General features: G+C 44.2%; 9 protein-coding genes. 6 read left to right on the plus strand and 3 right to left on the minus strand.

Going from position 1 to position 12,875, the window contains the following annotated elements; all coding sequences use genetic code 11:
* Nucleotides 1–44: 44 nt before the first annotated feature.
* From AAC006_RS08790 to AAC006_RS08815, 6 genes are all read left to right on the plus strand, one after another.
* The gene (locus tag AAC006_RS08790; protein ID WP_126873104.1) at nucleotides 45–770 is read left to right on the plus strand and encodes a 1-acylglycerol-3-phosphate O-acyltransferase; all 726 of its coding nucleotides are present in this window, start codon (nucleotides 45–47) and stop codon (nucleotides 768–770) included.
* A 30-nt stretch (nucleotides 771–800) separates the two neighbouring features.
* Complete coding sequence (rraB, locus tag AAC006_RS08795; protein ID WP_057789688.1) at nucleotides 801–1,199, plus strand: ribonuclease E inhibitor RraB; 399 nt, start codon at nucleotides 801–803, stop codon at nucleotides 1,197–1,199.
* A 113-nt stretch (nucleotides 1,200–1,312) separates the two neighbouring features.
* A complete protein-coding gene (locus AAC006_RS08800; RefSeq protein WP_338454962.1) occupies nucleotides 1,313–2,152 on the plus strand; it encodes a choice-of-anchor H family protein in 840 nt (279 codons plus the stop codon).
* A 319-nt stretch (nucleotides 2,153–2,471) separates the two neighbouring features.
* Nucleotides 2,472–3,743, plus strand: a complete 1,272-nt coding sequence (locus AAC006_RS08805) for a diguanylate cyclase (RefSeq protein WP_260563515.1) — start codon at nucleotides 2,472–2,474, stop codon at nucleotides 3,741–3,743.
* Nucleotides 3,744–3,885: 142 nt separating this feature from the next.
* On the plus strand, nucleotides 3,886–5,172 hold the full coding sequence (locus AAC006_RS08810) for a substrate-binding domain-containing protein (protein WP_041452463.1): 1,287 nt from the start codon (nucleotides 3,886–3,888) through the stop codon (nucleotides 5,170–5,172).
* 34 nt (nucleotides 5,173–5,206) lie between these two features.
* Nucleotides 5,207–7,870 (plus strand): ATP-binding protein, encoded by a 2,664-nt coding sequence (locus AAC006_RS08815; RefSeq protein WP_339891127.1) that lies wholly within the window; start codon nucleotides 5,207–5,209, stop codon nucleotides 7,868–7,870.
* 159 nt (nucleotides 7,871–8,029) lie between these two features.
* On the opposite strand, the gene AAC006_RS08820 is transcribed toward AAC006_RS08815, so the two are convergent.
* The 3 genes from AAC006_RS08820 to pepA are packed head-to-tail and all read right to left on the minus strand — an operon-like array spanning nucleotide 8,030 to nucleotide 12,781.
* Nucleotides 8,030–10,804: a valine--tRNA ligase gene (locus AAC006_RS08820; protein ID WP_339349032.1), complete on the minus strand. Its 2,775-nt coding sequence runs from the start codon at nucleotides 10,802–10,804 to the stop codon at nucleotides 8,030–8,032.
* Nucleotides 10,805–10,843: 39 nt separating this feature from the next.
* Nucleotides 10,844–11,269, minus strand: coding sequence for a DNA polymerase III subunit chi (locus tag AAC006_RS08825; protein ID WP_013782780.1), 426 nt, complete (start codon nucleotides 11,267–11,269; stop codon nucleotides 10,844–10,846).
* Nucleotides 11,270–11,275: 6 nt separating this feature from the next.
* A complete protein-coding gene (gene pepA, locus AAC006_RS08830) occupies nucleotides 11,276–12,781 on the minus strand; it encodes a leucyl aminopeptidase (RefSeq protein ID WP_013782779.1) in 1,506 nt (501 codons plus the stop codon).
* Nucleotides 12,782–12,875: the final 94 nt, after the last annotated feature.

Genomic DNA, 12,875 nt, shown 5'->3' on the forward strand with positions numbered 1-12,875 from the left:
AACTTACTTTATACTTCGCGCGTCATTTATATTCAGGAGTCACTTTGATAGCTCTACTACGCGTTCCCGCGCTGTTACTCACCTTTTTACTCGTCAATATAGCCCTTTTGGCGGTATGCATTTTTCGTCCTTTTCACAAAGATAACGTACATACGGCGGGTAAACTTTATTCGTTAATGTCTTACGTAATGGGTTTAAAGGTGATTGTGCGAAAAGATTCAGCGGTAGACATAAAAGAGCCCTACGTATTTATTGCGAATCATCAAAATAGCTACGACGTAATGACTATTTGTAAAGCCGCATTACCCGGCGTTGTTACTATTGGAAAGAAAAGCCTTAAATGGATCCCCATTTTCGGTCAAATTTATTGGCTATCAGGCAATATTCTCATCGATCGTAAAAATTCAGGCAAAGCTAGAAATACCTTAGATATAGCAGCCAACCGCATCGCCAAAAAGCGTACCTCAGTATGGTTCTTCCCTGAAGGAACAAGAAGCTATGGACGGGGCTTATTGCCTTTCAAACAAGGCGCATTTAGGCTGGCGAAAACCACTAATGAACCCATTGTTATGGTGACTGCCAGTAATCTACACAATAAAGTAAAGTGGAACCGATGGGACAATGGTGTAGTACTTATCGATATTAGTGCACCTGAAGCCCTTACCGACGACAAGCCACTTAAAGCCTGGATGCAGTATTTCAACGACCAGATGAAAAACAAGATAACTGAGTTGAATGCTGAAGTCGCTGAAATGGAAAAAAGCAGGTAAACTTGCGAAAAATGATTGAGGTTATGCTTTATGAGTCAGTTTGATGAAAGAGAAGAATGGTATTCCTTCAACGAGGAAACCATAGAAGCGCTATTAGAAGACGGTAGTCAGGCCGATGCGGAATACACCATTGAGCATCACTTTGCGAGTAACGACTTCGACAAGCTAGAAAAAGCGGCGGTTGATACATTCAAAGCCGGTTTTGAAGTGACGGACGCAGAAGAGTTAATGCTTGATGATGGCGGCACAATTTTTTGTTTCGATGCTATCGTTGAGCGAGAGTTAAACCTTGAAAAACTCAATGCTGATTCCGATGCTTTACTTAAAATTGCTGACAAACAAGACGTTCAATACGACGGCTGGGGAACGTATTTCATGCCCCGCGGCGATGACGAAGATGAGTACGAAGACGATTACCTAGAAGACTAAACCTCGCAGTCTACTCCCTTTACTAAACACTACATTAAGGGTGGCTTCAGTTTTTGTTCATCTTATTTAATCAACAATGGCACCTGTCATTTTGATTAGAAAGGATGTTAACAATGAAATCACCCATTCAACCCCTAGCAAAGCTCTGCCTACTAGCCCTATTACCTTGTTCGTTGATTAACACTTCATACGCGGAACAAACGCTATCAAGTGACCCGGTGTCTGTTGAATCAACAGAATATCGCTACGGCGCTATTTACTCCCCTACTGAAGCATCTACTCAGGCCGCAATTGATGCAACAGCCAAGACTGCCACTACCAGCGCTATTAATGATACTAAAAACAATAACGTTACAAAAGCTGACACGTTGGGGGTTGCTTCGCTGGCTGAGAAAAAAGCGAAACGTGAAAGTCTTTTTAGCGGCACCAGTAAATCCTATGCCGAAGCACAATCAACCGTACTATTGTCCGATTACTGGATTTATGACAGTTGGGTGTCTTTAGATACTGATATTGATTATGACGGGTATTATTCTGAATTTACTGTCGAGTTCGATGCAGATACCGCTTACGACAGTGCTCTTGTATATGGGGTTATTTACTTAGGTAGAAACGACCGGTATGAAGCCATTCATGTCACCTCTGAATTTGTGCTGTATGGTGAAGATTCTTCAGACGCATTTGTGGTAGAAAGCCGGCTGCTTTCAGGTTTCCCCGCGGCAGATTATGATGTGCTCATCGAACTATATGATGCCTACTCCGAGCAACTAGTCGCTTTTTCTGACGGCTATGATGATGCCGACCTTACTTACTTAAGTTTAGAAAGCGACAACCATGAGTATATCTACGAAGATACTGTCATAGTGGTAGAAGAGCACGGCGGTAGCACGACTATCTTCAGTTTGCTATTCATCGCCTTTACCCTAGTGGTGCGTAGAGTAATTCGACACTAACACCTTACGTTTCACTAAAAAGACTTCCATTGAAACGCTGCGGTTTATCCGTTTTTTACTATACTAAAGTCGTAGAACAAAAAATAAGCGTTATGAAACTTATTCAGTTGCCATAATGACTTACTGAAGTGGTTACGGGATAGTAGCCACATCGTTATATAATTTTTTAGTTGGTATGTGGCGATGAGTATAGAAAATGTAAACCTGATAAATTTATTAGAACACGCCAGTATTTGCGTGGTAATACATTCTTGGGACTCACAAATTGTTTATGTGAACCCTGCTGCCGCAAAAAGTTTTTAAAACGTCTCTCGATGAATTGCAGCGCCGACACCAGTCTATAGATGGATGGGAATTTATAGATAGGCAAAATCGCCGGCTAAACCCAGATGAATACCCAGTTAGTAAAGTGATCTCGTTAAATGTATCCATTACAGATGAAGTTATAGGCTTAGTTGATGATACAACTGGCGAAGTGTGTTGGTTAAGCGTAAGTGCCTATCCTGAGAAAAGTAATGGTACTGGTTTTGTGGTGGTTTACTTTACTGAAATCACAAAAAAAATTGCAGACTTTTCGTTTCTTGATATTGTGCAAAGTGCACAAGATATGATTATCGTGACCGAGGCAGAATCTGTTAATGGCCCCCTATCACCGCAGATTATTTATGTGAATGATGCTATTTGTAAATTGACGGGTTATTCCCGAGAAGAGCTCATCGGAGAAACGCCTAGGATTTTTCAAGGCTCTTTGACAGACAAGGAGGCGACAACCCGTATTCACAGCGCTCTTACAGAGAAAAAGCCCGTAACCGAAACACTGCTCAACTATACAAAAAAAGGTACCCCTTACTGGGTTGAAATGAGCATATTCCCCCTTAAAAATCAATTTGGTGAAGTCACACACTTTGCTTCGGTCGAGCGAGACGTTAGCGCCGTTAAATTTCATGCAGAGCAACTTAATACACGCAATTCTGAACTGAGAGATATTCGAGAAAATTTAGAGAAATTAGTAAGCCAACGCACTAGAGATCTTCGCAACGTTAACGTGAAGCTTGAAAAACTGGCCTATTTCGACCCGCTCACAGACATTCCAAATAGGCGCGCCTTCGAAGAAGCATTAGATAAATCTACGCATTTTGCTCACCGTCACGGCTATTCTCTATTAATCGGCATTGCCGATGTTGACCATTTCAAAAAGCTCAATGATACCTTCGGGCATGCGTTTGGTGACGATGTACTAGTGGCTGTTGCAAAGTCGATGAAACAATTTTTTCGTCAAGAAGATGGCATAGGCCGTGTTGGTGGAGAAGAGTTTGCTTTTTGTATGGTATTGCCCGGCTCCCACGAAGCCATAGACATTCTTGAGCGACTCAGAAAGCGGGTTGAGCTAATTTCAAGCTCGCTTCCTGCCTTAAAGGGTTATGACGTAACTATTAGCATTGGCGCTTATTATGTAAGCGAGGTAAACCCCAGCGAAACAAAAGAAATGGTAAGCATAGCTGATGAAGCGCTGTACCGCGCTAAACGAGAAGGGAGAAATCGGGTTAGCTTGGTACGACAAGATAAAACAGAATTCAATTCAGTCAGTTAGTGGCATAACCTAAACGCTCAGAATCCGTTAATTTTTATCGTTCTTTTGTCTAAAGCTTCGCTCGTATTGGCAAATAACTTGGTAAATATCTAAAATCGATGCCAGAATAAAAATACTATAAAGAACAACTGGAATCGTTCTAATGCCACCCAGCCAACGTTTATCTTCTCGCCCTCGGCGTAGTTTTATTAAAGGAGCCGCTGCGCTGGGAGTAACCGCTGGCGTCACTGCCGGAGTAGCGCCTTTTGCAATAGGTAAGCCAACACCAACGTTAAGGGTCATGGGTACCCATGTCACGCTACAAGAAGAAATTCGTCAACACGCAATGGCTGATTTAGGCATTAATATCCAATTTCAGCCTGGTGGAAGTGCAACCGTACTGCAAAGAGCGTCAATGAATCCTGGTGCTTTTGATTTGTATGAACAGTGGTCAAACAGTATTAATGTTTTGTGGCGCTCGAAAGCTATTCAGCCTATCGAAAAGAAAAAGCTTACCTATTGGGATGAAATAAACGATTTAACCAAAACAGGGAAAGTAACTGAAGCCGCTCGCTTAGGCGCTGGTGATGCCCCCCATAAGATTATTAATGTCCAAGCTGATGGCAGTTTAGGGATAGAACATACAGACACCATTAGCTTTCTTCCCTATGTGCACAACGTAGACTCATTTGGCTACAATACGTCTCAATTTCCTGAACAACTCAAAAACCAAGAAGAAAGCTGGGGATGGCTACTCGATAGTCGGTTGTCTGGCAAAGTGGGGATTGTAAATGATCCCACCATTGGACTTTTCGATTTAGCCCTAGCGGCACAAGCAAAGGGCTACATTACATTTGAAGATATAGGGGCAATGACCACACAAGAGCTGGATAACTTATTCAGTATTCTTATTGAGTTATCCCAGTTAAATCACTTCAGTGGCTTTTGGACATCAGTGCCTGAATCTGTGCAATTTATGAAAAGCCAACGCGTCTCTATAGAGAGCATGTTCTCTCCTGCGGTATCGGCGTTAAACAGCCAAAACATTCCCGTTAAATTTGCTGCGCCGAAGGAAGGTTACCGAGGTTGGCATGGTGTAATGTGTTTATCGTCAGCTTCACAAGGAAGAAGTAAAGATGTGGCTTATGAATATATGAATTGGTGGCTGTCAGGCTGGCCCGGGGCATTTATTGCTCGTCAGGGCTATTACATCTCTAACCCAGAGCGCTCTGCAAAGTATTTGTCTCAAGCCGAGTGGGATTATTGGTACAAAGGGTTACCTGCAAGCGAAAATCTAAAAGGCCCGGCAGGTAAGGTTAGTGTTCAAAAAGGTGAACAGCGCTCAGGTGGAAGCTATGAAGATAGGTTTAGTAACATCGCAGTATGGAATACTGTCATGCCAACCTACGAATATAGCCTCCAAAAATGGTATGAATTTATTACGTCTTAACCCAATTGGTTAAGTCAAAGGCACAATAATAGCTATGCTGTCATCGATTCGAACGCAACTTATTCTCGTATTAATTGCTTTAGTCGCCCTGCTCTTAGTACAAGGGTATATTGCTAGAGAAAACCAATCTGTATTAAGCAGCGGCATGGCGGCATCGAGTCGTGCTGTGGTTGATGTGGGAATAGTAAAAGAACTCGAAAGAGATGTTATCGACCTACAGCGGAATGTGCTCATCTACAAAGAAAATGCGAGCCAATCTGCGGTAACACGTTTTGAAAGGTTGATGCTCTCTATCAATAAAAGGCTAGATGAGCTTGCCGATCCTGTTACCCAAAGTGGTGAGATTGACGATACCTATGTGCTGTCTCGTATGCATAAGCACCTTAGTGCCTACCAAGAAAATTTTCGCCAAGTTATTGATGCACGCTCTAGAAAAGACGACTTAATCATTGATGGATCATTGTCAGATTTACTGGCGATTAAGCGGCTATTTGACACTGCCAATGAAGACTTCGCGCTTCCTCAAAGTACCATTGATAAACTTAACTTCCACATTGCTAAAGCGGAAAATGCAATCCTTCGCTATTTGATGAAGCCTGATATGGCGTTAATCACGCAATTCAATGAAGCAATTACTGCCATTAAAGCGGTTACCATGAACAATCATACACTTCATAGCCAAGTGAATGAGTTACTTGAAAAGGCCGAAGCTGACTTATTTAAGCTAACACAAATTACCCAAGGGAATTTGTTTTTGGTTAATGTGGTTATGGCCGGTTCAGCGAATGAGTTTTTATATTTAAGCGGCGAACTTGCTAATCAAGTAACTTCGAAAACCGAATCTATTACTCACAACACCTATTTGGTAGCGCAAGAAACACAACGTAATGGTGAGATATTTTCACTGGTCGCCATTCTACTTGCGGTCATCGCCGCCATATTTACCGCCTATCGTATTTTAGGCCCTATTCGCACCATAACCCACGTATTCAATCGATTATCTGAAGGCCAAAACATTTCGAGTATTCCAGGCAACAGCCGCAACGATGAAATTGGAAACCTTGCTCGAGCCGCCCATGTATTTAGTGATAAAAACAAGCAAACAGAAATCTTATTATCAGAAGCCCGTGGTCTGAATGGCAGATTGGAATCTTTAAACTCAGAACTGACTGAAAGTAAAATAAAAGCCGAGCGAGCGACAGCCTCGAAGAGTATTTTCTTAGCCAATATGAGCCATGAAATTCGTACGCCCATGAATGGTATTATTGGCTTGATAGAACTCGCTCAGCAACACCCAGTGCCTGATATTGTCAGCGGTTATCTTGATAAAGCGGCCTATTCAAGCCAGATTTTAATGAGTGTTATCAATGATATTTTAGACTTCTCAAAAATTGAAGCCGGCAAACTTAAAATTGAAGAAGTCAGTTTTTCCCTTCATTCTTTATTCGACAATCTCATTGCTGTTATTGCGCTTAAAGCCAAAGAGAAAAACTTAGTTGTTCGCTTTATCGTGTCACCATCCATACCGCCTCAAGTTATTGGCGATCCGCTACGTATTGCGCAAATCATCATGAATATTGGAAGCAATGCGGTGAAGTTTACCGAGCAAGGGCAAATTTGCATTCGGTTTGATGGCAGCATTAACGATAAAGGTAATTTGCTCTCCCTAACAATGAATATTGAAGATTCGGGTATTGGAATGAGTGAGCGGCAACTTGCTCGTATTTTTAACCCCTTTACTCAAGCGGATGACGCGACCAACCGCAAGTACGGTGGAACCGGCTTGGGTTTAACCATTGTAAAACAACTCACCGACTTGATGGGTGGCTCACTATCAGCTACTTCAGTAGAAGGAAAAGGCAGTACCTTTACAATATCCTTGCCCCTTCGTGTATTTAAGAATCAGCCTGGTATTTTTGACCTTACGCCTCAGTTGCCCACGTCCAGTGTGTACTTAACCTCTTCGCCTCTTCTGCCCGATGCCTATCAGTCGGTAATACAGATTAGCCAAGCCAGTATTATGGACATTAACGCCGCCCAATCCCTCAATTCTCTGCCTAAACACCTTATTGTTGATATTCCCAGCTTTGGTGTATTTAAAGACAATATCCGCTGGTTACACGAACTGGCAGAGCAAGGAACCCATGTTGGTTTGATCATGGATACCGTAGGGAGTGCGCTGCAAGATAAGTACAACAGCCTGTGGAAAGGCCCTCTTATTATGCACCCCTTTACGCCTGCACAATTTGAACATTTCATGTCTATGGTAGTCAGTAATGAAACACGAAAAACCATGACTAAAAAGGCGGATATCATTGAAGATATTAGCTTAGAAGGGCATGTATTATTGGTTGAAGATAACAACATAAATCAGATTGTTACCGGTGAAATGCTCAAAACCTTAGGGATTACGTTTGATATCGCGGAAGATGGTAATCAGGCAGTGCGCAAAATAGAAAACGCCCCTCATTATGATTTAGTATTAATGGATGTACAAATGCCCGTAATGGATGGTTATGAGGCAACAAAAGCCTTAAGAAAAGCGGGCTTTACTACCCTTCCCATTATCGGGCTCTCGGCTAATGCTATGAAAGAAGACAAACAGAGCGCTATCGATGTAGGCATGAACGACTATCTCACTAAGCCAATTAAACGCAAAGCCTTGGTGGATATGTTAAAGCGTTACATGAACTATTAACAAGCGCAGCGCTTTATTCCTGTGCCACCAATGCACGATTTTTAGCAAAAAAAAGAGTTGTCTTTCGACAACCCTTTTTCAAATCGCTTGTTAGATTTGACTTATAAAGTAGCTCTTTTAAGGCGGCTACAAACCAGTCAAAACCCTGCTACAACAAACTTATAACGCCGCAATAGTCTCGTATTGCGCTTTTAGCTTCTCAAGCTGTTTCTCACCTTCTTCCAACTTACCGCGCTCTTTCTCAATCACGGCATCTGGGGCGTTACTTACAAACTTCTCATTACTCAACTTTCCGCGGGTACGTGAAACGTCTTTGTCCACTTTATCCATGGCTTTCGTGATTCGAGCAAGCTCGGCATCTTTGTCGATAAGACCCGCCATAGGAATAAGAATTTCCATTTCACCTACCAGTGCCGTAGCGCTCGCTGGTGCTTCTTCACCGTCTTTAAGGATGGTCACTGTTTCAAGCTTAGATAACTTATCTAAGAAGGCTTTAGCAGCCTCTAAACGGCGGCTATCTTCAGCGCTTACGTTTTTAAGTAAGGCATTAAGCGGTTTGTTTGGAGAAATATCCATTTCGCCGCGAATATTACGAATACCTACGATAAACTTCTTCACCCACTCAATATCGGCAAGTACTTGCTCATCTTGTTTAGCGGCATCTTGTACTGGGAATGCTTGCACCATAATGCTGGCATTCTCTTCAACCTGTAGCGCACTTAATGGCACAACACGCTGCCAAATCGTATCGGTAATAAATGGCATTAACGGGTGCAACAAACGTAGCAAGTTTTCTAGTACGTTAATTAACGTATGACGTGTACCACGCTTCTCAGCTTCACTGCTGGCTTCATTGCTAAGCACAGGTTTAGTCAGTTCTAAGTACCAATCGCAGAACTGGTTCCAGGTAAACTCGTAAACAATATGCGCAGCAATGTCGAAACGGTAGTCTTCTAACGCTTTTTCAAACTCAACAAGGGTTTGTTGGAACTTAGCCCAAATCCAGCGATCGGCAATACTTAATACCATTTCGCCACCATCACGGCCTGTATCGTGCTCTTCAGTATTCATCAGCACGAAGCGTGATGCATTCCAAATCTTGTTACAGAAGTTACGGTAGCCTTCTACCCGCGCCATATCAAAGTTGATATCACGGCTGGTTGACGCCATGGCAGCAAAAGTAAAACGAAGTGCGTCGGTACCATAGGCGTGAATACCATCTGGGAACTGCTTACGCGTTCGCTTCTCAATCTTTTCAGCTAGCTTTGGCTGCATCATGCCTGAAGTACGCTTTTTCACTAGCGTTTCTAGGTCGATACCGTCAATAAGGTCGATAGGGTCAAGTACGTTTCCTTTTGACTTAGACATTTTATCGCCGTTCTCATCGCGGATGAGACCGGTAATATAAATATCTTTAAACGGAATTTGGCCTGTGAACTTCTTCGTCATCATGATCATTCTGGCTACCCAGAAGAAAATGATATCGAAGCCAGTTACCAATACCGATGAAGGCAAGAAGGTTTCTAGTTCAGGCGTTTTTTCAGGCCAGCCCATGGTCGCGAACGGCCATAGTGCAGATGAGAACCAGGTATCAAGTACGTCGTCATCTTGGCGAAGGGCAATATCGTCGCTCAAACTGTTTTTAGCGCGAACTTCTGCTTCAGTACGACCCACGTAAATGTTGCCGTTGTCGTCATACCATGCAGGAATGCGGTGTCCCCACCACAACTGACGCGAAATACACCAATCTTGGATGTTGTGCATCCACTGGTAATAGGTTTTGTTCCAGTTTTCTGGTACAAAACGAATCTCGCCGCTTTCAACCGCTTCAATAGCAGGCTTAGCCAGTGACTCAACCGCAACATACCATTGGTCAGTAAGGTAAGGTTCAATGACCGCGCCGGTTCTGTCGCCGCGAGGTACTTTAAGCTTATGTGGTTCAATTTTAACTAATGCGCCTTGGGCGTCTAAGTCGGCCACAATTTGCTTACGAGCGTCGAAACGGTCTAAGCCGCGATAAGCTTCTGGCGACTCATCGTTAATTTTCGCGTCGTCAGTTAAGATATTGATCATCGGTAGGCTGTGGCGCTTACCCATATCGTAATCGTTAAAGTCGTGAGCTGGCGTAATTTTAACACAGCCGGTACCAAATTCTTGGTCCACATAATCATCGGCAATAACCGGAATTAAACGGCCAGTAATAGGCAGTTTAATGTCTTTACCAATGTAAGCTTGATAACGCTCATCATCAGGGTGTACCGCAACGGCGGTATCACCTAGCATAGTTTCTGGACGTGTAGTAGCTACTACTAACTCACCGCTGCCATCAGCAAGTGGGTAGCGCATGTGCCACATGTGGCCATCTTCTTCTTCGTTTAGGACTTCTAAATCTGACACTGCGGTGTGCAGTACAGGATCCCAGTTAACCAAACGCTTACCGCGATAGATTAAGCCTTCTTCATGAAGCTTCACAAAGGTTTCAGTTACCGCATCAGACAACTTGTCGTCCATGGTGAACACTTCACGAGACCAATCAGGTGATGTGCCTAACCGGCGCATTTGCCCTGTAATAGTGCCGCCACTGTGCTCTTTCCATTCCCAGACTTTTTTAATAAAGTCTTCACGACCTAAATCGTGGCGGGTTTTACCCTCGGTATTTAGTTGACGCTCTACTACCATTTGAGTCGCGATACCCGCGTGGTCGGTACCCACTTGCCATAGGGTGTTGTCACCCTTCATACGGCGATAGCGGGTTAAGGCATCCATAATGGTTTGTTGAAAACCGTGCCCCATGTGAAGGCTACCGGTAACATTTGGCGGTGGAAGCAAAATACAATACGGATCGCCGCTGCCCGATGCCTTAAAAAGGCCCGAATTTTCCCATTTTTCATAGCATTGCTGCTCAATGGACTGTGGTTCGAAGGTTTTATCCATTACTTACTCTCGTTGTGAAGCCCGATTCTGATGTGATCACTACGCAGTTTTCTTAAACTGCATGTTACATCCGGCTTGCTGGTAGTTCTTATATCGCACCCGTGCAGCCTGTTTGGCTTCGTCATCTACGGGAACAAAATCGATAATTTGGCGATGTTGATTTGGCGAAGGCACCATGCCCGAACCAACGTTAACCACCATTTGACGGCGGGCAACCTGCTCGGGTTGCCAACAAATTTCCACCGGTGTGCCGCTTTGTGGCCCTTCACCATATAGGTTGTGGGGTACAAAGCGATTGGCTGGCAATTGCCATAAAAATTCATCAACTTCTTCGGCTTGCTTTTGCGTATCGCATAACACGCTTATCTTTTGCTTGTTGGCAAAAGCATCTGCAATAAGTTCGCTCGCGCGAGACGCCACACTGGTGTCGCCTGCGCTCAGTTGATAAAACACGACTTGAGGCATCGTGCGTTAGTCCTCTAACTTGGTGCCAGCGCGGTTCATTAAGAACTGCGATAACATAGGAACAGGTCGCCCTGTTGCACCTTTGTTCTTGCCACTGCGCCATGCAGTACCGGCAATATCTAAGTGCGCCCAATTATATTTCTTTGTGAAACGAGACAAGAAACACGCTGCCGTTATACTGCCTGCCGGACGACCACCTAAGTTAGTCATATCAGCAAACGGGCTTTCAAGCTGTTCTTGGTAATCATCCCACACTGGCAAACGCCATGCGCGATCTGAACTTTGTTCAGATGCATTTAGCAGTTCATGGGCAAGCGGGTTATGTGTGCTCATTACACCGGTTGCATGGTGGCCAAGCGCGATAATGACGGCACCGGTTAAGGTAGCCACGTCAATCACCAGCTCAGGCTCGTAGCGCTCAACGTAGGTTAACGCATCACACAGTACCAAGCGTCCTTCTGCATCCGTATTTAATACTTCAACCGTTTGCCCCGACATGGTGGTTAAGATATCACCTGGGCGATAAGCCGTACCATCTGGCATGTTTTCACAGCCGGCTAGCACACCAATAATGTTTATAGGCAGGTTTAGCGCTGCAATAGTGTGCATAGTACCTAGCACACCAGCTGCACCGCCCATGTCGTATTTCATCTCATCCATGGCTTCGCCAGGCTTAATTGAAATACCACCTGAGTCGAAGGTAAGCCCTTTACCCACCAGCACAATAGGTGCTTGATCGGCTGGACCACCACGGTGGTGCATAATACTCATCATACTTTCGTTTGCAGAACCACGGCCCACAGCTAAATAAGCTTGCATGCCCAATTCAGCCATTTGGGTTTCATCCACAACTTCAGCGCTCACGCTGTCGTATTGGCTGGCTAAAGACTGGGCTTGCTCCCACAGGTAAGCAGGGTTACAAATGTTTGGCGGCATGTTAGCCACATCTTTGGTAACTTTGGCGCCGCGAGAAATGGCTAGCCCATGCTCTACTGCACGCTCTCCCACGGTGAGTTCGCGACGTGTAGGTACGTTAAATACGATTTTACGCAACGGACGACGTGGTTCACCTTTCTTGGTTTTAAGTTGCAAGAAGGTATACAAAGAATCTTCGGTAGCTTCTACGGCTTGACGCACTTTCCAATAAGTGTCGCGACCTTTAACGTGTAATTCCGTTAAGAAACACACCGCTTCCATCGAGCCCGTTTCGTTCAGGGTAGTAATGGTTTTGGCAATAATTTGCTTGTATTGGCGTTCATCAAGTTCGCGCTCTTTTCCGCAACCAACTAGTAATACGCGCTCACTCAGTACATTCGGTACATGGTGCAGCAATAGCATTTGCCCGGCTTTACCTTCTAGGTCGCCGCGGCGTAATAAGTTGCTAATATAGCCTTCACTGATTTCGTCTAGTTGTTCAGCCACCGCGGTAAGGCGGCGCGGCTCGAAGACCCCGACAACAATACAGGCACTGCGTTGTTTTTCCGGACTGCCACTTTTTACACTAAACTCCACGATATCACCTCGTTTTTCGTCGTTTAAGATTTGCATGCTGACTAAATTCACATAACGTTTCGCGCTGCTTTATGTTTTAATACGCAGCCATACT

This window comes from uncultured Alteromonas sp., assembly GCF_963976965.1.
Lineage (GTDB): Bacteria > Pseudomonadota > Gammaproteobacteria > Enterobacterales > Alteromonadaceae > Alteromonas > Alteromonas naphthalenivorans.